The organism is Stenotrophomonas sp. RIT-551 (assembly GCF_026241915.1).
GTDB classification, from domain to species: domain Bacteria; phylum Pseudomonadota; class Gammaproteobacteria; order Xanthomonadales; family Xanthomonadaceae; genus Stenotrophomonas; species Stenotrophomonas bentonitica_A.
The window spans coordinates 231,208-253,690 of sequence record NZ_JAPJIU010000003.1 but is presented as its reverse complement, the minus strand read 5'-3'; the positions used below and the strand labels follow the sequence as shown (position 1 = coordinate 253,690).

The window sequence follows — 22,483 nt, the reverse complement described above, 5'->3', positions numbered from 1 at the left end:
CCACCGGAGACGCACCCAGATGACCAAATACAACACCGGAAATCCGGTGGGCTCGAGCTCGCCCCTGGATTTGTACGACAACGCCGAGAACCTTGATGCGGGCATCAATGGCCCAGGGCATACGTGGGTTGACCGAAAGGGCGCAACGCGGAAGAGCTGGGTTGGGATCGAGTTCGACTTCCAGGCGTTCCTGGCCGATGGGAGCACGATCGAGTTCCCGACCTGGGCAGCAGCGGCGGCAGCTGCCGGGGCTGGGCAGATCCCCGCGAACCGGCAGGTGGCCGTGGTTGGAGACCCGGGCACCCATGCCGACCAAGTATCGGGGGTTACAGTTCCCAATAGCGGTCGATACGTCATGGTCGCCGCAGGGCTGCAGTGGGTTTCGGCGGAGGTTCTCAGCCAGAAAGCTGACCGCGGTTCGGTCGATGCGCTCTCCCAGCGGGTTGGTGCAATCGACGCTGGTGTGTTCTACCAGTCCATCAATGATGTGCCCGCAAGCTCCTACAACCTTGGGACCGACTTCTCCGGGGTCGGGCGCGCGTTCATTTCGATCTACCCTGTAATCAGCAGTGCAGCGGCTTGGATCAATCCAGCTGCGTCGGCTACGCGAATTCGCGTGCGGGTTTACACGCGCTCGTCTGCGGCATCCGGTCTTCCTGGATCGAGCATCGATACGCTCCAGCGGGAAATTGTAGTGCCGCTGGCCACGGTCCGAACCATGCTTGGTGGAACTGGGCCTGTCATGATCGAGGCCAAGTTTGCCCCGCTCGAAGTTGGCAAGACATTGCCCGTCGTTGTCACGTTCGAAGCGTTGGACGATGCGAATGCCTCGGCTTACATCGGTTATTACAGTGTTCCGGCTCCCAGTGGGTACTCATTCGGATATGTAAAAAGCAGTGCCAGCGGGAATTGGGTTGCGTTGGGTGCAACGCAAGCCGTGCTCGCATTGGTGGTGCAGCACAAGCCCGACGTCGATTCTGGCACTTCCGTTGGCCACAGCGACGTATCGTGGTCTGAGCCGAACAATCACGACTGGGAAGATCGAGCTTTCGCAGGCTGGGCCAGATCTTTCGTGGCGAATGCCGGCGCTAGCTTCAGCGCCGTCTCTGGATACTTCAGTGATGTCGCGTCCTGCGACTTGATTCAGATCAGGGTGTTCGCGCGTCGGATCACTGAAAGCGCAACACCAAACGTCCCTGGCTCCCAAGCGATTCAGGACATGCATCTAGGCACCTTCCGTTTTCCGGTATCGGAGATGGTGGGGACAGAGACTGCCGGAAAATTCCTGTTCGACGTCGGTCAGATCAAAATCCCTGGTGGCCGCTATCCGCTGGTCGAGGTGGTGGGTCTTCACCAGAACGGCACAAAGGCCGCGCTCGGTGCCGGGCGCACTGACTACGCAAGTTCGCCGGTCGATACGACTTGGATGCTGCCGTCTGCCGGCACGGCCGGCTTCACGCTCCTGGCTCAGAATCGAACTGTGAGCATCGGGCTCGCGAATGTTCTGAAGCGCGGTACTTCGGAGGTCGCCGGGCAGATGTACCCGCAGGTCGAGGCGCATGGCCGGGACATCGAAGAGATCCAGAAGCGGCTGGATTCGATCCTGGTGGGATCGAGCAGCGAGGGGATGGCTGATTCAATCAAACCGGTCTTGGCCGTGAGTGGGCTCTCGTTGAGTTTGGCTGGCAGCTCGGCGGTCATAGATGGTGTCGCAGTGGTCTTCTCAGGCGAATTTACCCTGGATCCTCCGGCGTCAGCATCCGGAAGCACGACTTCCCTGCCGCTGAAGTACAGCCAGTTCGGGGCCGGCTCATACCCGACGCAGAACCCGAATGCCATGCTGTGGCGTCGCCGTCTGAGCAGCGTTGTGGTCACTAGGCAGTCGGACGGGGTTGTGCTGGTGCAGGGCACCGACTACGGCGTGGATAGCGTCTGGGGCAAGCTCTATGGCATGAAGAACGTCGCTGATCAGGTGGTGGATGCGAGTTACAACTACACGCGGGAGCGCTATGACCTGCTGCAGCTGGATCCAGTGACCATGACGTGCTCGGTCGTAAAGGGGGCTGAGCGTGATCTCGATGCGCATGACTATGCGCCGGTGGCAAGTAATCGGTTCATCCCGCTCTATTACCTCTACGTCCGCGCCGGCACTATCACCCCCGTTCCGGTACATCTCTACCAGGACGGCGTGAGGAAAGACACGCGCGTTGTCTTCGATGGAACGTTGTCCAAGGGCAAGCGACTGATCGGCCGCACCAGGCGCAAGCTGCAGCGAGGCCAGGCAGTCAAGGTGCTTGGCTACGGTGACTCGATCACCAGCTGTGGAAACCTCGACCTGCTCTGGTATTTCGAGACGCTGCCTCCTGACAACCGCGCGGCAATCCCGACGTATAACCGCGGCGACAGTGGTGGCGCCTTCGCCACCCGCGTCTCGTGGAACTGGGTAGCCATCCAGGCGGTCAAGGCTGCCTATGGTTACGTGGACAGCCACGAGAGCAACCCGGGAGGCCTTCCGGTCCTGACCTACGTGAACAAGGGCATCGGCGGCACCAACTCGAGTGGCTCGGCAAACAACGGTAGCAATGCCACTCGGTTGGCCGACGCCCTCGCCAGCGGTGCGGACGTGATGGTGTTGGCTTTCGGTATGAACGAGATCGGGTCGGACAGCACCTTCGATAACATGGCGAGCATCATCCAGCAGGCTCAGGCTTCCGGGATGGATGTCCTGGTGATGGGCGTGCCGAAGACCAACGCCATTACCGACGTGCGCGATATAGCGCTGTGGCGGAAGACCAATCGCACGCTCCAGCTGGTGGCTGACGCGACGGGTTGCCCCTTCGTTCCCATCAACTGGTTGACCGATCAGGGGGGCGGTGGCCTGCCAGTTGCGCCAGAGCATCTCTGCAGTGCGAACTACTTCAACCATCCAGGGCTGATTGAGCTAAAGCACTATGGCCTGATGCTGTCGAAGTTCTTCCTTTAGACCTAAGCCGCCACCGGATCCAGAAGCGCCTCGCGGTTGTTCCGAGGCGTGTTTACCGCCCGGCTGACGCGGTAGGCCTCCATCGCCGGCGGCTCGCTGGCCAGCAGCATCGCCATCGCGTCGTCGGGCTCGGCCGCCAGCCACTCATCGGCCTGGCCGGCCGTCAGCCACACCGGCATGCGGTCGTGGATATCGGCAGACACACCACTGCTGTCGCCGGTGATCACGTTGAAGGTGCCCAGGTTGTCCGGGTCGAGCAGCGGGCTCGTGTCTTCCCACAGACCGGCCGCCAGCAGCGGCCCGGCCGCGTGGATGAACCACGGATCCTTCTTGCCGTCCTCAGCGTTGACCGACCACTCGTAGTACCCGGCCATGGGGATCAGGCAGCGGCGCTTCTTGAACGCAGACCGGAACGCGGGCTTGGTGGCCACCGTCTCGATGCGGGCGTTGATCGTGGAGCCCTGCAGCTTCTTGGCCTTGGCCCAGAAGGGAAGCAGGCCCCAGGAAAGCCGGGTGACCTGCAGGCCGGTGCCGCGATCGAGGATCACGGACGCGCGCTGCGTCGGCGCCAGGTTGTAGCTCTCCGGGATCGACAGCAGGTCGCCGACCAGCTGGGGGAAGCCCAGGGTGTCAGCGTTTCGGATCGGGGTCTGGACGAATCGGCCGCACATTGTGTGATCCCGTGCCCCAGTCAGGGACGCTTCTTTCGCATCACTTTGACCGGTCCCGCGTGATTATCCGATGCCCGGCCAGTGAAGGAGATCGCCATGACGCCCGGCGCCGAGAGAATTCTCGACCATTGGGCGGCCGCCCCGGATTTTCGCCAGATTACCGTCCGAGAGGCCGCGCGGCAGCTGCAGGAGTTGGTGCCCAGCTATCCCCATCCCTCCGATCACCCCGTGGCGATCTGCGTCAATGGCTACCGGTGGTTTGGCTCCGAAATGGAGGCCGTTGCCGACGCCATCTATCGGACGGCGAGGAAGCCTCATCGACTGGATGAAACGCTGGCCGGCCCGGATTGGGATGTGGAGCGCGATGATGAGGGCCGCTGGTCGGTGCCGGGCAGGTGTCTGGCGCGTACTTATATCTAATTGGCGGGGCGGACGTTCCTCGCATCGCGGTCGGCCACCACTCATTGCTCCCAAGCAGCCGACTGATGCATACATTGCCGCCGGTGCTTTCTCCCCAAGATGTTAGCTTCGCGTGAAGGTCGGAGTTCCAGTTCTGAGGCCGTGTATTTGCAAGTTCTGCCTTGACTGCGCAATCAGTTTCGACAGGTCCAGACCGCTTGTCGGACGCCCTTTACCTGCGGTCCTTGCGCCGCAAGGGATTAGGGAAATTCACTACAAATGGCGTTGACGACGCCTAGTACCCCCACTACCTTGTGGTCGTCGGATGGATGTCCATCCGCGCCCCAAAAAACAATGCCCCACCTAGTTGGCGCTAGGCAGGGCATAGGGGTCACTTGCAGTACCACGGTATTGGCGTACAGCTCGTTCTTGCGGATCGAGTAACCACTGAAATGGTGTCAACATCTGGCAATTGTGTCAATGCGACAACGGTCAGCTTTGTGAGCCCATGACAGATTTTTTGTGACGCCGTGCCGTGTATTTCCTAAAAGGAAATTCGCTATGCACAGCAGTAAACAGCTTTCTCTTCAACTGATCCATCGTCAGGTCGACAACACTCTTGTCGAGCAGCGGAAGGTGGATGGCTACATCAATGCCACCGCCATGTGTCAGGCAGTGGGCAAGCTCTTCGCAGACTATAGGCGCAACTCCAGCACGGTAGCTTTTCTGGAAGAGCTTTCGACCGATATGGGAATTCCCATATCGCAATTGATTCAATCAGTTAAGGGTGGGAGCGAGCCCCAAGGAACTTGGGTGCATCCTGACTTGGCGATCCACTTGGCCCAGTGGCTTTCACCGAAATTTGCGGTTGCTGTTAGCCGATGGGTGCGTGAATGGCTCTCCGGGAAGCAACCTGGCGGCGCACCTGCGGCTCCGCTCCCGCATCACATCCAGCGGTATTTGGCCAATCGCGACCGGGTGCCCTACACGCACTTTTCGGTGCTCAACGAGCTTACTTTGAACCTGATCGCGCCGTTGGAGTCCAAAGGCTACACACTGCCCGAAAACATGGTGCCGGACATTTCGCAGGGCCAGATGTTCGCCAAGTGGATGCGATCAAAGGGGGTGGATACCCATTCGCTGCCCCGCTATAAGCACCACTACGAAGACGGACGCGTGGTTGATGCAATCCTGTATCCCATTGGATACCTCCACGAGTTCCGCCTTCACTTCAACGAAGTTTGGCTGCCGAACCGCTCGCATAAGTACTTCCGAGAGCGTGATCCCTCTGCGCTTCCGTTCTTGGACCGGATGCTTCTTTCATCCCCTGGCGGCGTGATCGCTCCGGCCGCTTAAAGCTCAAAACCCCGCCAGCTAGTGCTGGCGGGGTACTCAACGTGTCTTCGACTCCTGTGCTGGTGCCGATTAGCAAGTGACACGGGGAAGCTCGTGTACCGAGGTCGTAAACCTCGCCGAAAGCATGTGCTGCCGCATTCCCCATGCGGGCTTGTCCTTCCAGCCCGAAGCGCCCAGCCCGGCCACGCCGCGGCCGAATTTCCGGTTGATCTGATCGAGCGTATCCATGAGCCTCTGGTCGCCGGCGACTGCCGGCGCGAACAGGTCCTGCTGAACGTCCTCGGGTCGCGCTAGATCGAGCAGGGCGACACCTGCCTTCTTGTACCCAATGCCTTCCTGCAGCAGTCCGCGAAGCATGCGGCGAACCATCCCCAGCACCAGCATGGTGTCGCTGGTCGCTGCCGGCAGAGCTATCGTCCTGTTGGCGGCGTGCTGAGGCAACTCCGGGCGGAAGGTGTCGGAGTGAGCGAAGATCCACAGACCGGAAGCGACCAGGCCTCGAGCGCGCAGCTTTTCGCAGGCCCGCACGGCGAAGGTTGCCAGTGCCTGGGCCACGGCCTCGTGGTCGTGCACCCGGTCAGCGAACGAGCGGCTCACCATGATCTGCTGCCGATCGGGCTCCACTTCCTCCAGTTCCATGCACGGGTGGCCTTGGAGCTCGCGCCGCGTGCGCGCCAAGGTCACCCCGAACTTGGCGAGGATGTCGTCCGCTGGCGCATCCCGGAGGTCGGCCGCGGTGCGGATCCCCATCGCCACCAACTTCGGCGCCAAGCGCCGGCCGACGCCCCATAGGTCTTCGACTGGAAACCTGGGCAGCAGTGCATCACGGGCCGCCCGTTCGCCGAGATCCACCACGCCCGTGCCGGTCTTCGCCGCCTTGTTGGCGAGCTTGGCCAGCGTCTTTGTCGGGCCGATGCCGATGCAGTTCGGTATACCGGTCCAGCGGTGCACCCTGGTGCGTAGCTCTTGTGCGAAGGCCTCGCGTCGGGGGACGCCTGTCAGGTCGATGAAGCTCTCATCGATGCTGTAGACCTCCACGCGTGGCGCTGCCTCCCTCAAGATGGAAACGACCCGAGCGCTCATGTCGCCGTAGAGGCCGAAGTTCGCCGATCGCATCTGCAGTCCGTGCCGCCGCACCAGGTGCTTCAGTTCGTGGGCCGGCTGACCCATCTTGATGCCCAGTGCCTTGGCCTCGGCCGAGCGAGCGATGGCGCAGCCATCGTTGTTGCTCAGCACCACCAAGGGGACGCCGCGCAGCTTCGGCTGGAACACGCGTTCGCAGCTGGCGTAGAAGTTGTTGCCGTCAACGAGGCCGAACATGGCCGCGCCTCCGCTGAATCTGGCGCACCACGCCCACCACCGCGAAGACCTCCACCTCCGTCCCTTGGTCCAGGACGATGGGAGGAAACTCGGGATTGGCCGAGTGGAGCTCGAGGTGGTGTTCGAAGGTCTTGAGCACCTTGCAGGTTGGCTGGTTGCCATCCCAGACCGCGATGACCAGGTCGCCGCCCTGCGGCGTCACAGAGCGGTCGATCACCAAGATATCGCCGTCGCTGATGCCCACGCCCAGCATCGACCAGCCATCGGCGCGGTATAGGAACGTGGCGGACGGATTGCGGACCAGCAGCCGGTGAAGGTCGATCGACTCGTCCATGAAGTCATCGGCGGGCGAGGGAAATCCAAGCCGAGCGCGCACGCCGGCCAAGGGTACGAAATGCGCCGGGCCATCGATCGAGGCGGGCCCGATGAAGGTGGCGAGGGTGTGGGGTGGGGTGATGGACTGCATGGGGGCGAACTCTGGCCGGTAGGTGCCTCACCGATGGAGACGGCGGGCATGTTAGTACAATTACTAACAAAACGCGCGTGACGCGACCGTGGTCAGGTGGCGTTGCCTCCGTATCGCCCCTTGCGACCGGCCGCATTCATCATCATCGCCATGACGAAAGCGACTGACGGCAAGGCGCGCTGGGCGCGCGCAAAGGCTGCGTCTCTATGGCAGCAGGCGGATGCTCTGGACCTGGAGCGAGGCGGCGACTGGCGGGCGAGGGCGACTCGGCGACGCAGCGCTGACCGCCTCCGCGCCGAGGCCGCGCGGTTCGACGGGATCGCCAGGCGCTTCGATCCGATGTCAGACGACGAGGCCGCCTGAAACGAAAAGACCTCGCCAAGGCGAGGTCTCAATCCGCAATTGCGGAGCGCATCGTTTTTTGCGGAGCGGTTCTGACCATCCAGAAACCCCGCAAACCATTGGTGCCGAAGGTGGGACTCGAACCCACACGCTTTTAAGGGCGGCGGATTTTGAGTCCGCTGCGTCTACCGATTCCGCCACTTCGGCTGGCTGGCCGCGTAGTGTATACAAGATGTGGAGGTTTGTGCAGACCTGAATGCTTAAGTCGGCGTCAGGGTTTCACCTACACAGGACGCTATACTCATCGCGCTGAACCATACAGGGAGTCGTCATGAGCGCGCTGCAGGATCTTCGGGTGCTGGTGGTCGAGAACGACGAAATGAGTGCGGCGCTGCTGCAGATGCAGCTGGCACAGTCCGGTGCCGTGGTGGTGGGGTTGGCCGCGTCGGTGCCGGAGGCACTGCGCCTGCTCGGCGAGACCCGGCCCCAGGTGGTGCTGCTGGATTACCGCCTGGCCAACAACGAGACCAGTGAGGCGGTGGCTGCGGCCCTGGCGGCCCGCCAGATCCCCTTCGTGCTGGCCACCGGCATGGCCACCGAGCATCTGCCCGAGGCCTTCCGCTCGGGCATCATCCTGACCAAGCCTTACCTGACGGCCGAATTGAACGCCGCGCTGGGGCGCGCACGGGCAGGGGACTCGGTTACCGGCTGAGTGGGCGTCACGCCGCTTCGGCGTGCGCCAGTGATACCGGTTCGCGGTCGTCCAGGATCCGGTACAGCGCGGCCAGGTCTGCCGGGTCGGGGTTCAACCAGGCATCGAGATGTTCGCGCCGGATCGGCACGATACAGCGGTCATGGCCGGTACGCGCCACCTCCGTGGGCGGCTCGTCGGTGATCGCGGCGAACGACAAGAGCCGGCCTTCCGGGCCTTCCCATTCCGACCACAGGCAGGCGATCAGCAGATCGCGCGGCGGCTGCGGGCTGAATTGGAGCACGACGTTCTCGGCTTTCTCGCCCGGCGACAGCGGGCGCTGCTCCAGTGCGTGACGCGGCACGTGTTCGTAGAACGACTGCACCACCACCACGCCATGCCGATGGCCGAACGCGGATTTCCAGTAGGCCTCCAGGCTGTCACGGCGAGCGTTGTACGTGCCGGGATAGAGCACGTCGTTGCGCGCGGGTTTGTCCGGCAGCCGGCACTGGTAGCGCATCGGTTTGATCACGCGCTGGCCCTGTTCGGACACGATCACCGGGGCGTAGACCCCCGGGAAAATGCGGCTGTCGCGCGGCACCAGGCCGGCGCGCTGCAGATCGGACAGGCGCGTCTGCGCGCGTTCGATCCGGTTGCCGGCCACGCGCACCTCGTTGCGTGCCTTCTGCGTGGGGCGTGCGGCCAACTGCTCCTCGGCCACGCGCAGGCGTGCGCCCTGCACGCGCACCTCCTCATCCAGTGCCTGCATTTCCTCGGCATGCCATTGCTGGATCCAGGCCACGATCTCCTGGCCCTGCGCGGTGCGGGCGCCGGCAAAGCCATCGTCCATTGCCTTGGGGGTTTTGGGGCGCTGCTTGCCGGCGTCGTGCGCGTAAAGCTGGGCGAACTCGTCCAGCGACATCATGGCGCCGTACTCACGGACCAGCTTGGTGTAGTCGGCGCGGATCTGGGCGGAATAGCACATGGCGGGGGCGGCAGCGCGCAGGGAGGGCGGAGGGGACAGGATAGGCCGATGGGTCGCAGATACTGCGAATCCGTTCGGGCATGCTGAGCGTCCATTCATTGCCGGATCCGCGTCATGTCGCTGCCTGCTGGTGTTCATTGCATCCCCCTGCCACCCAGCGTGGAGGAATACCGTGCCCTGCGCGTGCTGGCCGGGCTGAGCCCGAAAACCGCCGAGGCGGCGGCGCGTGGCCTGCCCAATACCGTCTTCGGTGTGAGCCTGCGCGAAGGAGATCGCCTGTTGGCGATGGGCCGGATCATCGGTGATGGCGGCTGCTTCCTGCAGGTGGTGGATATCGCCGTGGTCCCGGATCGCCAGGGGCAGGGCCTGGGCAAGGCCGTGATGGCCCAGCTCGATGCCTGGCTGCGCACGAATGCCATCGGCGCCTATGTGAGCCTGATCGCCGATGGGCAGGCGCATCGGCTGTATGCGCAGTTCGGTTTTACCTTGACCGCGCCGCGCTCGGTGGGGATGGCGAAGGTCGTAGCGTAGGGCCCATAAACAAACAGCCCAGACCGAAGTCAGGGCTGTTTGCTTGAAGCTGGCGTCCCCACGGGGATTCGAACCCCGGTCGCCACCGTGAAAGGGTGATGTCCTAGGCCTCTAGACGATGGGGACGCGTTAAACCGAATTTTGGCTTCCATCGGACGGCCTGTGTCCGGAGAAGTGGTGGAGCCAGGCGGGATCGAACCGCCGACCTCCTGCATGCCATGCAGGCGCTCTCCCAGCTGAGCTATGGCCCCACAGTTGTGCTGCGAGCCGCCTATCATAGCGGCGGATGTGCCGGATGGGAAGAGGCTCATGAAACAAAAAGCCCCGACCGAAGTCAGGGCTGTCTGTTTGAAGCTGGCGTCCCCACGGGGATTCGAACCCCGGTCGCCACCGTGAAAGGGTGATGTCCTAGGCCTCTAGACGATGGGGACGCGTTAAACCGAATTTTGGCTTCTATCGGACGGCCTGTGTCCGGAGAAGTGGTGGAGCCAGGCGGGATCGAACCGCCGACCTCCTGCATGCCATGCAGGCGCTCTCCCAGCTGAGCTATGGCCCCACGTTGTACCGCAAGCCGCCTAGTATATCTGCCTGTTCACGTTTGTGGAAGTCTTTTTGAGCACGTCCAGGTAACGCAACCGCAGGCGGCGGTGAACAAAAAGACCCGGCATGCCGGGCCTCGGTGTTCGTCTGATGAGTGGCGTCCCCACGGGGATTCGAACCCCGGTCGCCACCGTGAAAGGGTGATGTCCTAGGCCTCTAGACGATGGGGACGCATGAAACTCATCAAATTGTTCAGCACACCCGAACGGCCTAATGTCCGGAGTGGTGGAGCCAGGCGGGATCGAACCGCCGACCTCCTGCATGCCATGCAGGCGCTCTCCCAGCTGAGCTATGGCCCCACGATGCTGGAGGCGGAATTCTACGCGGCCGTGAAGCGTTCGCCAAGTCTTTTTTCTGAAATACCGAAGAATGAATGCATGCGGAAAAACCCACCACTGAAAACAAAAAGCCCCGACCGAAGTCAGGGCTGTCTGTTTGAAACTGGCGTCCCCACGGGGATTCGAACCCCGGTCGCCACCGTGAAAGGGTGATGTCCTAGGCCTCTAGACGATGGGGACGCACGAAAACTTCAAATTTTGTCACTGCAATCTGATCGGCCTAATGATCGGATTGGTGGAGCCAGGCGGGATCGAACCGCCGACCTCCTGCATGCCATGCAGGCGCTCTCCCAGCTGAGCTATGGCCCCACGTCGTGAGGAGCGAAATCATAGCGACGACGTTTTGGATTGGCAAGGAAAAAGTGAAGAAATATCGCTATTCGTTGCGACTCATCCGCCTGGCAGCCGCTGATGGCGCAGGCGCAACGCGTTGCTGATCACCGACACCGAACTCAGACTCATCGCCAGCGCCGCCAACATGGGCGACATCACGATGCCCAAGGGATACAGCACACCGGCCGCAACCGGAATGCCAAGTGCGTTGTAGAGAAACGCAAACCCCAGGTTCTGCCGCATGTTGCGCACGCTGGCGGTGGAGAGCTGGCGCGCACGCAGGATGCCGCGCAGGTCGCCTTTGACGAGGGTGACCTGCGCACTGGACATCGCCACGTCGGTGCCATTGCCCATCGCGATCCCGACATCGGCACTTGCCAGCGCAGGCGCATCGTTGATGCCGTCACCGGCCATCGCGACCGTGCGACCCTGCGCCTGCAGCGTGCGGATCAGCGCGGCTTTGTCGGCGGGGCGCATTTCGCCATGCACCTCCTCCAGGCCGAGTTCCCGCGCGACCGCTTCAGCGGTGGCGGTGCCATCGCCGGTGGCCATCACGATGCGCAGGCCATCGCGGTGCAGGTGCGTGATCGCTTCGGCGGTGGAGGCCTTGATTGGATCGGCGACGGCGAGCAGTCCACCGAGCTGTCCATCCACGGCCAGGTACATCACGCTTGCCGCGGTACTGCGCAGCTGCGCTGCACCTTCGCGCAACGCATCCAGGGCGATGCCGTGTTCGTCCATCAGTGCGGTATTGCCAAGCAGCAGCGCCTTGCCAGCGACCACGCCCTGCACACCCATGCCGGTCAGTGAGTCGAAGTCCGCCACGGCGGTCAACGTCATCCTGCGCGCCTTCGCTTCGGCAACGATCGCGGCGGCAAGCGGATGCTCGCTGCCCTGGTCCAGGCTGGCGGCCCACTGCAGGATCTGGTCCGCATGGAAGGGGGGCACGGCCTGCACATCGCGGAATGCGGGACGGCCTTCGGTCAGCGTGCCGGTCTTGTCCACCACCAGCGTATCGACCTGGCGCAGGGCTTCGATCGCTTCGGCATCACGGAACAGGACACCATGCTGCGCGGCACGGCCGGTGGCGACCATGATCGTCATCGGTGTGGCCAGGCCCAGCGCACACGGGCAGGCGATGATCAGCACCGCCACCGCGCTCAGCACCGCGTGCGTCCATGATGGCGCCGGGCCGAACAGGCCCCAGCCGAAGAATGTCAGTACCGCGACCGACAACACCGCCAGCACGAACCAGTACGCCACGGTGTCGGCCATACGCTGCATCGGTGCCCGCGAGCGCTGTGCCTGCGCGACCAGCTGCACGATCTGCGCCAGCATGCTGTCATCGCCGAGCCGGTCGGCGCGCACCACCAGGCTGCCAGTGCCATTGAGCGTCGCGCCGATCACGCTGTCGCCGACGGTCTTGCCCACCGGAACGGGTTCGCCGGTGAGCATCGATTCGTCGATCGAGGAGCGGCCCTCCATCACAGTGCCATCCACGGGCACTTTCTCACCCGGGCGCACGCGCATGCGGTCGCCGGGCTGGAGCGCTGCGATCTCGACGTCCTCTTCGTGCCCATCCTCGCGCAGCACGCGCGCGGTTTTCGGCGCCAGGCCGAGCAGGGACTTGATCGCGGCCGACGTCTTCGCCCGTGCACGCAACTCCATCAACTGGCCGAGCAGCGTGAGCGAGATGATCATCGCAGCCGCTTCGAAATAGACGCCGACATGTCCGTGCTGCTGGAACGACGGCGGGAACAGCCCGGGCGCAACGGTAGCCACCACGCTGTAGCCAAAGGCGGCCAGCACGCCGGTGCCGATCAGGGTCCACATGTTCGGGCTGCGGTTGCGGATCGACTGCGCCCAGCGCTGCAGGAAGGGCCAGCCGGCCCACAGCACGACCGGCGTGGCCAGTGCCAGCTCGATCCACACCCGCAGATCCGGTGAGAGCCCGTGCAGTACCGGTGTCATCGCCAGCATCGCCAGCGCCATCGTTGCCACGCTCAGCGGCAGGCTCCACCAGAAGCGCCGCCGGAAATCGGTCAGCTCGGGGTTTTCGTCATCCTCAAGGCTGGGCATCGCCGGTTCCAGCGCCATGCCGCACAGAGGACAGCTGCCAGGACCGTCCTGCACGATCTCCGGGTGCATCGGGCAGGTGTACCGCGTACCGGCGGGGGCTGGTTTGACGACGCCAGCGGGTGCGGCCAGATAGCGCTGCGGGTCGGCAATGAACCTGCGTCGGCAGCCATCGCTGCAGAACGCGTAGTCGTTGCCGTCATGGCGGGCTTGGTGGGGCGTGGTGGCCGGGTCGACCATCATCCCGCAGACAGGATCCCTGACGGTGCCGGCATCGGTCGCCGTGGCGCCGGGGTGATCGTGGGCGTGCGTCATTTACGGATGTCCGTCAACGCCGACAGGATCGGGCACTGCGCGTTGTCGCCGTGCCCGGGGCAGGCCTCGACCAGGTGCTTGAGCGCCCGGTGCATGCGCTGCAGCTCGTTGATGCGCTGTTCGATACCGGCGAGTTTGTTCACTGCACTGTCGCGGATCTGTGCCATGTCCTGGCCGCGCTGATCGCTGAAGCCGAGCAGGTCGGCGACTTCATCCAGGCTGAAACCCAACGCCTTGGCGCGGCGGATGAACTGCAGCCGGGTCAGGTCGGCCTCGCTGAAGACGCGGTAGCCGCCGGCGCTGCGGCGAGCGGTGGGCAGCAGCTGCTGCCGCTCGTAGTAGCGCACCGTATCGATGGGCACGCCTGCCTGGCGCGCGAGCTGTCCAATGTTCATGAGCACCTCGTGGATGACCCGGTCATTGTGGACCCTGGAGTCTGGTCAAGGGTCAAGCCTTGCTGGAACCCAAATGAAGATTCATCGCGCGTGAAATTTGCAATTAGTTGCATGGTCGTCCTCGCGGGACGCCCGTAGCCTCAGGCCATCTTATGTACAGACCTGTTCTGCCCGGCCCCGTGTCGGCAGGCATTGTTCAAGGAGAATGGCCATGGACGCACCCCGCAATACGCTGCAGCCGGACCGCCGGCCGGACGCGCCGACCCTGATGGAAGTGGCGGTCGTTGAATTCCCCGGCAGCCTGCGCGCCGCCGCACCGGTGCTGTCCGAACTTGCCCAGCGCTGCAACCGCACAGTGGCCGCGGGGCGCCGCACCGGCGCACGGATGCTGGTGACGCGATGGACGATGTCCAGCCGGGGCATGCAGCGCGTTGCTGGCGCCGAACTGTTCGGCGATGCACTGCCGGCGATCATCGTCATCCCCGGCAGCGAATCGAGCTGGTCCATGGCACCGCCGGACGAACGCCTGCTGGCGTGGCTGCGCGAATGCCACGATGGCTGCAGCCTGCTCGCGGCCTGCGACGAGGGTGGCCTGCTGCTGGCCGCGGCGGGCATCCTGGCCGGCCGCCCGGTCAGCGTGCCCGATCCGGCCCGTTGCCAGGCGCTGCGCACGATGGTGCCCAGCTGGCAGCCGTGTGAACGGACCCTGGTCGACGATGGCGATCTGCTGACCGCCGCCGGACCGGACGCATGGAAGTACCTGAGCCTGCGCCTGATCGCACGGGTCTATGGGCAGAGTGTGATGAATACCGTCATCCAGCAGTTGCAGCTGATGATTCCACGCACGGAACTGGATGATCTGGAACGCTTCAGCCCCAACTTCGCCCACGGCGATCGCAGCATCCTCAAAGCACAGCGCTGGCTGCATGGCATCGCTGCCCGGGGTGTGGGGCTCGACGACATCTGCGTGCAGGCCGGGCTGGAACCGCGCACGCTGCAGCGTCGGTTCCTGAAAGCCACCGGGATGCGCCCGATCGAGTATTGCCAGCGCCTGCGCATCGCCAAGGCGCAGCTGCTGCTGCAGGCCGGCGGCGTCGTGGACCAGGTTGCATGGGCAGTGGGGTACTCGGACCAGAGCGCGTTCCGCCGGCTGTTCCTGCGTATTGTCGGGCTGACTCCGGCACGTTATCGCCGCCAGCTCGCAGCCCAGCAGCGTGAGCGGGCGCACTCACGCCCGGTCGCCCGGGTGCTTGAATCGATTCGTCCGGCTGCCTGAATCGCACGACTGTCGCGTGCTTGATCCCCTGTCGGCTTGCTGGGACCATGCCGGCGGGCCCGATGCAACAGCCGTCGCCGCGTGGCAGATCACGGGCGGCGGCGGAGAAAAGCAATGATCAGCAGTGTAGGCCCGGTACCGCTTGCGGTCGTGTGGGTGTTGGTGGGTCTGGCCATCGCGATGCTGGTGGCCAGTGTGGTGCGTGCTCCAGCAATCGAAGGCGTGCCGCGTCCGCGGTCGCTGGTGGTGGACATGCTGCTGCTGGGGCTGCTGGCCGGACGTGCGGCGTTCGTGATCTGGCACCTGGGCGACTATGCGCAGGATCCCTTGGGCGTACTGCGCATTGGCGATGGCGGCTTCCTGGTGTGGCCGGCGATGGTGGCGGGGCTGGGATGGGGCGCCTGGCGCCTGCGCCGCTGGCCGTCGCTGCGGCGGCCGGTCGTGGCCGCCGCCCTGGCCGGCGTGCTGAGCTGGGCGGTACTGTCGGCGGGTGCTGGCTGGCTGCAGCAATCGCGGGTAACGCTGCCGGCGATCAGCCTGACTTCGCTGCAGGGTGAGTCGATCGCATTGGCCGATACGCAGGGCACCCCGGTGGTGGTCAATCTCTGGGCGAGCTGGTGTGGCCCCTGCCGGCGCGAGATGCCGGTGCTGGCGCGCGCGCAGCAGCGCCACCCGGACATCCGCTTCCTGTTCGTCAACCAGGGTGAAACCCGCGAAGAGGTCGAGGGTTTCATCGCCGCCGAGCAGCTGACGCTGGACAACGTGCTGCTTGACGAGGCTGCGCTCACCGCCGAGCGGCTGCAGGTGCACGCCTATCCGACTACCCTGTTCTTCGATGGCCAGGGTCGGCTGCAGCAGATCCATCTGGGCGAACTCAGTGCCGCCGGCCTGCAATCCAAGCTCGACAGCCTGTAAGGGTGGTCGCGTTGTCATGTTCCTTGAATCCAGGAGTCACCATGAAGTTGAAGTCCTCGCGCCCATTGGGCACCGTGCTGGCGGTCTCGCTGTTGATGGCCCTGGCCGGGTGCAGCCAGGCGCAGACGCCCAGCGCCGCTGATGCCGCGCCGGCCAAGGGCGGTGCCGATCGCCCGGCGGTGCTGAAAGGCATCGAGAAGCACGGCTTCGAGGTGATCGGCGAGTTCGACGCGCCCGGTGGCCTGCGCGGCTTTGCCGGCGTGGTCGGTGGGCAGCAGCCCGCGGCGGCCTACGTCACCGCGGACGGAAAACACGTCGTGGTCGGCAGCCTGTTCGATGCCAACGGCGAGGATGTGGGGGCGGCACCATTGGAAAAGCTGGTGGCCAAGCCGATGTCCGAGCGCAGCTGGAAGAAGCTGGATGAAAGCGCGTGGGTCCGTGACGGCCGCGCCGATGCGCCGCGCGTGGTCTACACCTTCAGCGATGCGAACTGCCCGTATTGCCATCGTTTCTGGGAAGCGGCGCGGCCGTGGGTGGACGCCGGCAAGGTGCAGCTGCGCCACGTGATGGTCGGCGTGATCCGTGAGGACAGTCCGGCCAAGGCGGCCGCGATCCTCACCGCGCCCAACCCCAGCGCCGCGCTGCTGGAGAACGAACGGCTGTTCGATCGCGGCGGGATCAAGCCGGCGGCTTCGCTGACCGCCGAGGTCGCCAACAAGCTCGATGCCAATCAGGTACTGATGATTGAGCTGGGCTTCCAGGGTACGCCGGGTATTCTGTTCAAGGATGCCCAAGGCATGGTGCAGCGCCGTTCCGGCATGCCCCAGGGCGATGACATGACCGTGGTGCTCGGCCCGCGCTGAGCCGAACCGGGTATCACTGCACACCGCGCCGGGCTCTGCCCGGCGCGCTTGGTTTGGGCGTCGTGCGGCCTGGCCCGGATGCGTTGACGCATTCGGCTTGATTTGGATCAAGGCTGAAAACGGGGCGGTCGCTAAGCTGCCCCGATGCGCTATTTCATGGATTGCCCCACACGCACCGGACGCGCGACTGCCCAGTCAGAAAACTGCCTGACAACATTCACGGCATTCTCACTTTGCGATTGTTACTCAGGGCGCTGGCTGACACGCACATGCGTGGCTGTCATCAGGGATGAGGGGATCCCGTGCGAGCGTACCCACGCACGCGATGCGTCCGCCGGCTTGACCGCCACCGGACCACGCGCAGGCGGAGGTCGCGCGCATTGCAGTGCCGGGCTGCGTGCCGGTTGCCTGCAGCGTCATGGACGCCTGCCGGAATCGACACGTGGAACTGTGTACGGTTCAAGGAGGACGTGATGCGTTTGTCTGTATTGACGGTCGCATGCGCGGCAGCACTCGCTGCGGCGCCGGTGTACGCGCAGGATTCGGCCGCCGCGTTGCGGCAGGATATCCAGACGCTGCGGCAGACGCTGGAGCAGATGGAGAAACGACTGCAGGCGATCGAATCCGGGCAGCCTCCACCTGCCTCGCCGGCCATCACGACGGCGACTGCCTCCGGTACGGGCGTCACGCCCGCCCCCTTGCCAGCGCCCCTGACGGCCCAGGCCCAGGTGCCGGGCATGGGCCAGGCGATTCTGCCGCAACGCGATTCCGTTGCCGATCCCTCCAGCGCCGCCTCCCGCCCGGACAGCGTCGCCGGGCCGACCGATCCCGAGCTGAAAGGCTTCTTCGCGATCCCCAATACCGATACGCTGATCCGCATCGGCGGCTACGCCAAGCTCGACGCGATCGCCGATTCGCGCGCAGCCGGTGACCAGGAACAGTTCGTCACCTCGTCGATTCCGGTCGGCAGTGCGCACCGGGATGTATCCAATTTCACGCTGCATGCCAAGCAGACCCGCTTCAGCTTCGAAGCGCGGCGCCCGACCACGCATGGCAACCTGCGCTTCTATCTGGAAAACGACTTCTTCGGCAGCAGCGACAGTTATCAGTTCCGCCTGCGCCACGCCTACGGGCAACTGGGCAATACCTACGCCGGTTATGGCTATTCCACGTTCATGGATGCCGACAGCCTGCCCGACACCCTGGATTTCGCCGGGCCGGGTGGGGCGGGGTACCTGCTCGTGGCCGGCATCCACCACAGCTTCGCAATGGGCAAGGGGAACACTCTCACCGTGGCGGCCGAGGATCCGGATACCCAGTTGAGCAACCCCGCCGAGGGGATCATGCCGGTGGACCAGCTGCCGGACGTCACCGTAACCGCGCGCATGGAGCGTGACTGGGGCCATCTGCAGCTGGGTGCGGTCGCACGCAGCCTCGGGTACGACGGTGATGCCGGCGATGGCCGGCGCTTTGCGGGTGGCCTGCAGCTCAGCGGCTCGGCCGCGGTGGGCGAACAGGACCTGCTGTTGTTCGGCATGCTCGGCGGCAAGGGCCTGGCCCGTTATACGGCCGACCTGACCGGTTCGGGCATGGACGCGGTGGTGAGCGCAGACGGGCGGCTGCAGGCGTTGTCGCTGTATGGCGGCTTCGTTGGTTACACCCATTACTGGTCGCCGCTGTGGCGCTCGAACCTGATCTACGGCCAGCTCACCAGTGGACGCAACGATGCGCTGGCCGCCGATGCGTTCCGCCAGAGCCGCTACGGCGTCTTCAACCTGCTCTGGAGCCCGGCCCCGTCCTGGACGATGGGCATGGAGCTGCTCTACGGGCAGCTGGAACAGCAGAGTGGACAACGCGGCGACACGATGCGGCTGCAGGGCAGCCTGCAATACAACTTCATCAAGTAACTCCCAACGCCCGGCATGACCGGGTCCCTGCCTGGCAAAGGAGCAAGCGTCATGGCAAAAGCGAAGAAAATCGGGGTGGTCGGTGCCACCTTCCTGGTGGCCGGCAACATGATGGGGTCGGGGGTGTTCCTGTTGCCCTCCAGCCTGGCCAAGATCGGCACGGCCTCGATCTGGGGTTGGCTGATCACCACCGCCGGCGCGCTGCTGCTGGCCTTCGTGTTTGCCAAGCTCGGCAAGCTGGCGCCCAAGGCCGGTGGTCCCTATGCCTACGCCAGGGACTGGTTCGGCCCTTACATGGGTTTCCAGACCAACACCATCTACTGGTTCGCCAACTGGATCGGCAACGTTGCCATCCCGATCGCGGCAGTCGGCTACTTCAGCTACTTCTTCCCGATCCTGTCCGAGCCGTTGCCGCGCTGCATCGCGGTGCTGGCGCTGGTCTGGGCGTTGAGCTTCGCCAACGTGGTCGGCCCCTCGTTCGTGAGCAAGCTGCAGACGGTGACCACCAGCTTTGCGCTGGTGCCGATCCTGGGCATCGCGATCTTCGGCTGGTTCTTCTTCGACCCGACCATCTTCAAGGGGGCCTACAACGTCTCCGGCGAGTCCAACTTCGGCGCGATCTCCAGTGCCGCGGCGTTGACCCTGTGGGCCTTCATCGGCGTGGAATCGGCCTCGGTGACCGCCGGGGTGGTTGAAAACCCGGAGAAGAACGTGGCCCGCGCGACGCTGGGTGGCGTGTTCCTGGCCGCGATCGCCTACATCGCCAGCTCCTCGGTGATCATGGGCATGGTGCCCAATGGCGACCTGCAGGTTTCCGATGCGCCGTTCGCGCTGGCGGCGGCCAATGCGGTCGGTGGCTGGGGCGGGGCGCTGGTGAGCCTGTGCGCCTTCGTGGGCGCGGCCGGCTCGCTCGGTGGCTGGATCCTGCTGACCGCGCAGAGCGCCAAGGCGGCCTCCGATGACGGCCTGTTCCCGAGCATCTTCAGCAAGACCAACAAGGACGACGTGCCGGTCAAGGGCGTGCTGATCGTGGCGGTGCTGATGACCCTGGCGGTGCTGGTCACCTCCACCTCCAAGACCGCCTCGGCCCAGTTCGATGTGATCACCTCGGCGGCGGTGGTGCTGACCTTGCTGCCGTACATCTACTCCTGCGTGGCCTGCTACTTCGTGGTCGAGCGCTCGCACACGCTGGTGCACACCGGCGCATTCTGGCTGCTGACCAGCGTCACCGTCGTGTACTGCCTGTGGGCGATCTTCGGGTCGGCCGGCAACATCGTGCAGTACGCCTTCCTGTTCGTGCTGTTCATCACGGTGTTCTACCCGTTCTTCAGCGAGGAGCGCCGCCGCCAGCGCGGCCAGCTGCCCGCGCTCGACGCCGCCGTCCGCACGACGCTTTCGTGATATTGCCCCAGGAGAATCCCTGTGTACTTCAAGTCCCTTGATTACCCGATCATCGTCATCGACGACGACTACGAATCCCCGCGCATCGGCGGCATCCTGATCCGTGCGCTGGTGGACGAGCTGCGCAAGAACGACCAGCGCGTGCTGTGCGGCCTGACCCTGGCCGATGCCCAGGCCGGCGCGCGCACCTACGTGGCCGCCTCGGCGGTGCTGATCTCCATCGACGGCACCGAGGAGAACCCGGAGCAGTTCCAGCGCCTGCTGGGCTTCCTGCGCGAGCAGACCGCACGCCGCGCGAACCTGCCGGTGTTCCTGTACGGCGAGCGCCGCACCATCGAGAAGGTGCCGAGCAAACTGCTCAAGTTCGTGCACGGTTACATCTTCCTGTTCGAAGACACCAAGAGCTTCATCTCGCGGCAGGTGATGCGGGCGGCCGAAGACTACATGGCCAACCTGCTGCCGCCGTTCTTCAAGGCCCTGATCCACCACGCCGCCGAATCCAATTACTCCTGGCACACGCCTGGCCATGCCGGCGGCGTGGCGTTCACCAAATCACCGGTCGGCCGCGCGTTCCACCAGTTCTACGGCGAGAACACGCTGCGCAGCGACCTGTCGATCTCGGTGCCGGAGCTGGGCTCGCTGCTCGACCACACCGGCCCGATCAAGGAGGCCGAGAACGAGGCGGCGCGCAACTTCGGCGCCGACCACACCTTCTTCGTCACCAATGGCACCTCGACCGCCAACAAGATCGTCTGGCACGGGACCGTGGGGCGGGGCGACGTGGTCTTCGTCGACCGCAACTGCCACAAGTCGCTGCTGCACGCGCTGATCATGACCGGCGGCGTCCCGGTGTACTTCACCCCCAGCCGCAACGCGCACGGCATCATCGGCCCGATCAGCCTGGACCAGTTCACGCCCGAGTCGCTGCAGCAGGCCATCGCCGCCAACCCGCTGGCCAGCAAGGCCTACAATGCCGGCTCCAAGCCGCGCATCGCGGTGGTCACCAATTCAACCTATGACGGGCTGTGCTACAACGCCGAAAAGATCGCCGAGGAAATCGGCAGCGCGGTCGATTTCCTGCATTTCGACGAAGCCTGGTATGCCTATGCCGCGTTCCATCCGTTCTACGAGAACCATTACGGCATGGCTAAGGGCAAGCCGCGCGAGCAGGATGCGATCATCTTCACCACGCACTCCACGCACAAGCTGCTGGCCGCGTTCTCGCAGGCCTCGATGATCCACGTGCGCAATGCCGCGACCCAGGCGCTGGATGCCGAACGCTTCAACGAAGCCTTCATGATGCACACCACCACCAGCCCGCATTACGGCGTGATCGCCGCGTGCGATGTGGCCTCCAAGATGATGGAAGGCGCCGCGGGCGAGTCGCTGGTGCAGGAGATGCACGACGAGGCGATTGCGTTCCGCCGCGCGATGCTGCATGTACGCGAGGATCTGGGGCGCGACGACTGGTGGTTCAGCGTGTGGCAGCCGGACAAGCTGGAACGTTCGCTGGCCAAGGGCGATGCGCCGGCCCCGATGGTGGCCAAGCGCAGCGAATGGTACCTGCAGCCGGACGCGCACTGGCATGGCTTCGATGGCCTGGTGGACGACTACGTGCTGATCGACCCGATCAAGGTGACCCTGCTCACGCCGGGGCTCTCGATGGATGGCGAGATGGGCCAGCGCGGCATTCCGGCCGCAGTGCTGAGCAAGTTCCTGTGGACCCGCGGCATCACGGTGGAGAAGACCAACCTGTACTCGGTGCTGTTCCTGTTCTCGATGGGCATCACCAAGGGCAAGTGGAGCACCCTGGTCACCGAGCTGATGGCCTTCAAGGAGCTCTACGACAGCAATGCGCCACTGACCCGCGCACTGCCGCAGCTGGCGGCCGAGTTCCCGATCGCCTACGCCGGGTGGGGCCTGCGTGACCTCTGCGATGCGCTGCACGCCTTCAACGGCGAGTTCGGCGTCGCCGAAGTGATGCGCGCCATGTACGTGGATCTGCCCGAGCCGGTGATGACGCCCGCCGAAGCCTATGACCATCTGGTCCGCGGCCAGATCGAACGGGTCGACATCGAACAGATCAGCGGCCGCATCGCCGGCACCATGCTGGTGCCGTACCCGCCGGGCATCCCGACCATCATGCCGGGCGAGCGATTCGGCGCCAGCGATGAGCCGATCATCCAGTCGCTGCGGATCGCCCGTGAGCAGAACGCGCGCTTCCCGGGCTTCGAGTCGGATGTGCACGGGCTTATCATCGACACCGACGGCGATGCGCCGAGCTACAAGGTGGAGGTACTGAAGGTCTGACGCCTGCGCG

17 protein-coding genes and 9 tRNA genes are annotated in these 22,483 nt (G+C 64.5%); 11 read left to right on the top strand and 15 right to left on the bottom strand.

Going from position 1 to position 22,483, the window contains the following annotated elements; genetic code table 11:
* Positions 1-19 precede the first annotated feature (19 nt).
* Positions 20-2,983, top strand: coding sequence for an SGNH/GDSL hydrolase family protein (locus ORK51_RS05665; protein WP_266084468.1), 2,964 nt, complete (start codon positions 20-22; stop codon positions 2,981-2,983).
* A 2-nt stretch (positions 2,984-2,985) separates the two neighbouring features.
* On the opposite strand, the gene ORK51_RS05660 is transcribed toward ORK51_RS05665, so the two are convergent.
* Positions 2,986-3,654, bottom strand: coding sequence for an SOS response-associated peptidase (locus ORK51_RS05660; RefSeq protein WP_266084467.1), 669 nt, complete (start codon positions 3,652-3,654; stop codon positions 2,986-2,988).
* Between the two features lie 96 nt (positions 3,655-3,750).
* Between ORK51_RS05660 and ORK51_RS05655 the strand changes: the two genes are divergently transcribed.
* Positions 3,751-4,074: a hypothetical protein gene (locus tag ORK51_RS05655; protein ID WP_266084466.1), complete on the top strand. Its 324-nt coding sequence runs from the start codon at positions 3,751-3,753 to the stop codon at positions 4,072-4,074.
* Between the two features lie 540 nt (positions 4,075-4,614).
* Positions 4,615-5,409, top strand: coding sequence for a KilA-N domain-containing protein (locus ORK51_RS05650; RefSeq protein WP_266084465.1), 795 nt, complete (start codon positions 4,615-4,617; stop codon positions 5,407-5,409).
* Positions 5,410-5,478: 69 nt separating this feature from the next.
* Here the strand turns inward: ORK51_RS05650 and ORK51_RS05645 are convergent, their stop codons facing one another.
* The 3 genes from ORK51_RS05645 to ORK51_RS05635 form a co-directional block, all read right to left on the bottom strand.
* Positions 5,479-6,729 (bottom strand): Y-family DNA polymerase, encoded by a 1,251-nt coding sequence (locus tag ORK51_RS05645; protein ID WP_266084464.1) that lies wholly within the window; start codon positions 6,727-6,729, stop codon positions 5,479-5,481.
* Entirely contained in the window at positions 6,713-7,195 is a 483-nt protein-coding gene (locus ORK51_RS05640) for a LexA family protein (protein WP_266084463.1), read from the bottom strand. Before ORK51_RS05640 ends, ORK51_RS05645 begins: the two co-directional genes overlap by 17 nt.
* Positions 7,196-7,657: 462 nt before the next feature.
* Positions 7,658-7,744 (bottom strand) — tRNA-Leu (locus ORK51_RS05635).
* A gap of 124 nt (positions 7,745-7,868) precedes the next feature.
* On the opposite strand from ORK51_RS05635, the gene ORK51_RS05630 reads away from it, so the two are divergent.
* Positions 7,869-8,249: a response regulator gene (locus ORK51_RS05630; RefSeq protein ID WP_070425340.1), complete on the top strand. Its 381-nt coding sequence runs from the start codon at positions 7,869-7,871 to the stop codon at positions 8,247-8,249.
* Between the two features lie 7 nt (positions 8,250-8,256).
* Here the strand turns inward: ORK51_RS05630 and ORK51_RS05625 are convergent, their stop codons facing one another.
* The gene (locus tag ORK51_RS05625; RefSeq protein WP_266084462.1) at positions 8,257-9,213 is read right to left on the bottom strand and encodes an SOS response-associated peptidase family protein; all 957 of its coding nucleotides are present in this window, start codon (positions 9,211-9,213) and stop codon (positions 8,257-8,259) included.
* A gap of 114 nt (positions 9,214-9,327) precedes the next feature.
* Between ORK51_RS05625 and ORK51_RS05620 the strand changes: the two genes are divergently transcribed.
* Positions 9,328-9,744, top strand: coding sequence for a GNAT family N-acetyltransferase (locus ORK51_RS05620; protein WP_019185021.1), 417 nt, complete (start codon positions 9,328-9,330; stop codon positions 9,742-9,744).
* 50 nt (positions 9,745-9,794) lie between these two features.
* On the opposite strand, the gene ORK51_RS05615 is transcribed toward ORK51_RS05620, so the two are convergent.
* The 10 genes from ORK51_RS05615 to ORK51_RS05570 form a co-directional block, all read right to left on the bottom strand.
* Positions 9,795-9,870, bottom strand: a tRNA-Glu gene (locus ORK51_RS05615).
* Between the two features lie 49 nt (positions 9,871-9,919).
* Positions 9,920-9,995 (bottom strand) — tRNA-Ala (locus ORK51_RS05610).
* A 104-nt stretch (positions 9,996-10,099) separates the two neighbouring features.
* A tRNA-Glu gene (locus ORK51_RS05605) sits at positions 10,100-10,175 on the bottom strand.
* Positions 10,176-10,224: 49 nt separating this feature from the next.
* Positions 10,225-10,300 (bottom strand) — tRNA-Ala (locus ORK51_RS05600).
* A gap of 139 nt (positions 10,301-10,439) precedes the next feature.
* Positions 10,440-10,515, bottom strand: a tRNA-Glu gene (locus ORK51_RS05595).
* A 52-nt stretch (positions 10,516-10,567) separates the two neighbouring features.
* Positions 10,568-10,643, bottom strand: a tRNA-Ala gene (locus tag ORK51_RS05590).
* A 143-nt stretch (positions 10,644-10,786) separates the two neighbouring features.
* Positions 10,787-10,862: transfer RNA gene (locus ORK51_RS05585), tRNA-Glu, on the bottom strand.
* Between the two features lie 53 nt (positions 10,863-10,915).
* Positions 10,916-10,991: transfer RNA gene (locus ORK51_RS05580), tRNA-Ala, on the bottom strand.
* An 81-nt stretch (positions 10,992-11,072) separates the two neighbouring features.
* Positions 11,073-13,406, bottom strand: coding sequence for a heavy metal translocating P-type ATPase (locus ORK51_RS05575; RefSeq protein WP_266084461.1), 2,334 nt, complete (start codon positions 13,404-13,406; stop codon positions 11,073-11,075).
* Entirely contained in the window at positions 13,403-13,801 is a 399-nt protein-coding gene (locus ORK51_RS05570) for a heavy metal-responsive transcriptional regulator (RefSeq protein ID WP_070425338.1), read from the bottom strand. The genes ORK51_RS05575 and ORK51_RS05570 overlap by 4 nt, the downstream gene beginning before the upstream one ends.
* Before the next feature lie 211 nt (positions 13,802-14,012).
* Here ORK51_RS05570 and ORK51_RS05565 point away from each other — a divergent pair, with 211 nt between their 5' ends.
* The 6 genes from ORK51_RS05565 to ORK51_RS05540 all read left to right on the top strand — a co-directional run bounded on the left by ORK51_RS05565 (position 14,013) and on the right by ORK51_RS05540 (position 22,473).
* On the top strand, positions 14,013-15,077 hold the full coding sequence (locus tag ORK51_RS05565) for a GlxA family transcriptional regulator (RefSeq protein ID WP_083279761.1): 1,065 nt from the start codon (positions 14,013-14,015) through the stop codon (positions 15,075-15,077).
* 114 nt (positions 15,078-15,191) lie between these two features.
* The gene (locus ORK51_RS05560; protein WP_266084460.1) at positions 15,192-15,992 is read left to right on the top strand and encodes a TlpA disulfide reductase family protein; all 801 of its coding nucleotides are present in this window, start codon (positions 15,192-15,194) and stop codon (positions 15,990-15,992) included.
* A 41-nt stretch (positions 15,993-16,033) separates the two neighbouring features.
* The gene (gene dsbG, locus ORK51_RS05555) at positions 16,034-16,855 is read left to right on the top strand and encodes a thiol:disulfide interchange protein DsbG (protein ID WP_019185026.1); all 822 of its coding nucleotides are present in this window, start codon (positions 16,034-16,036) and stop codon (positions 16,853-16,855) included.
* A gap of 473 nt (positions 16,856-17,328) precedes the next feature.
* Complete coding sequence (locus ORK51_RS05550) at positions 17,329-18,762, top strand: DcaP family trimeric outer membrane transporter (protein WP_266084459.1); 1,434 nt, start codon at positions 17,329-17,331, stop codon at positions 18,760-18,762.
* A 51-nt stretch (positions 18,763-18,813) separates the two neighbouring features.
* Entirely contained in the window at positions 18,814-20,163 is a 1,350-nt protein-coding gene (gene adiC, locus ORK51_RS05545; protein WP_102789585.1) for an arginine/agmatine antiporter, read from the top strand.
* Positions 20,164-20,184: 21 nt separating this feature from the next.
* Positions 20,185-22,473 carry an Orn/Lys/Arg family decarboxylase gene (locus ORK51_RS05540; RefSeq protein ID WP_266084458.1) on the top strand — a complete coding sequence of 763 codons (2,289 nt, stop codon included), beginning with the start codon at positions 20,185-20,187 and terminating at the stop codon, positions 22,471-22,473.
* Positions 22,474-22,483 lie beyond the last annotated feature (10 nt).

Excerpts from the sequence above, each read along its gene's own strand:
- ORK51_RS05665 (WP_266084468.1), top strand. The coding sequence starts at position 20 with ATGACCAAATACAACACCGGAAATCCGGTGGGCTCGAGCTCGCCCCTG.
- ORK51_RS05660 (WP_266084467.1), bottom strand. The coding sequence starts at position 3,654 with ATGTGCGGCCGATTCGTCCAGACCCCGATCCGAAACGCTGACACCCTG.
- ORK51_RS05655 (WP_266084466.1), top strand. The coding sequence starts at position 3,751 with ATGACGCCCGGCGCCGAGAGAATTCTCGACCATTGGGCGGCCGCCCCG.
- ORK51_RS05650 (WP_266084465.1), top strand. The coding sequence starts at position 4,615 with ATGCACAGCAGTAAACAGCTTTCTCTTCAACTGATCCATCGTCAGGTC.
- ORK51_RS05645 (WP_266084464.1), bottom strand. The coding sequence starts at position 6,729 with ATGTTCGGCCTCGTTGACGGCAACAACTTCTACGCCAGCTGCGAACGC.
- ORK51_RS05640 (WP_266084463.1), bottom strand. The coding sequence starts at position 7,195 with ATGCAGTCCATCACCCCACCCCACACCCTCGCCACCTTCATCGGGCCC.
- ORK51_RS05630 (WP_070425340.1), top strand. The coding sequence starts at position 7,869 with ATGAGCGCGCTGCAGGATCTTCGGGTGCTGGTGGTCGAGAACGACGAA.
- ORK51_RS05625 (WP_266084462.1), bottom strand. The coding sequence starts at position 9,213 with ATGTGCTATTCCGCCCAGATCCGCGCCGACTACACCAAGCTGGTCCGT.
- ORK51_RS05620 (WP_019185021.1), top strand. The coding sequence starts at position 9,328 with ATGTCGCTGCCTGCTGGTGTTCATTGCATCCCCCTGCCACCCAGCGTG.
- ORK51_RS05575 (WP_266084461.1), bottom strand. The coding sequence starts at position 13,406 with ATGACGCACGCCCACGATCACCCCGGCGCCACGGCGACCGATGCCGGC.
- ORK51_RS05570 (WP_070425338.1), bottom strand. The coding sequence starts at position 13,801 with ATGAACATTGGACAGCTCGCGCGCCAGGCAGGCGTGCCCATCGATACG.
- ORK51_RS05565 (WP_083279761.1), top strand. The coding sequence starts at position 14,013 with ATGGACGCACCCCGCAATACGCTGCAGCCGGACCGCCGGCCGGACGCG.
- ORK51_RS05560 (WP_266084460.1), top strand. The coding sequence starts at position 15,192 with ATGATCAGCAGTGTAGGCCCGGTACCGCTTGCGGTCGTGTGGGTGTTG.
- dsbG (WP_019185026.1), top strand. The coding sequence starts at position 16,034 with ATGAAGTTGAAGTCCTCGCGCCCATTGGGCACCGTGCTGGCGGTCTCG.
- ORK51_RS05550 (WP_266084459.1), top strand. The coding sequence starts at position 17,329 with ATGCGTTTGTCTGTATTGACGGTCGCATGCGCGGCAGCACTCGCTGCG.
- adiC (WP_102789585.1), top strand. The coding sequence starts at position 18,814 with ATGGCAAAAGCGAAGAAAATCGGGGTGGTCGGTGCCACCTTCCTGGTG.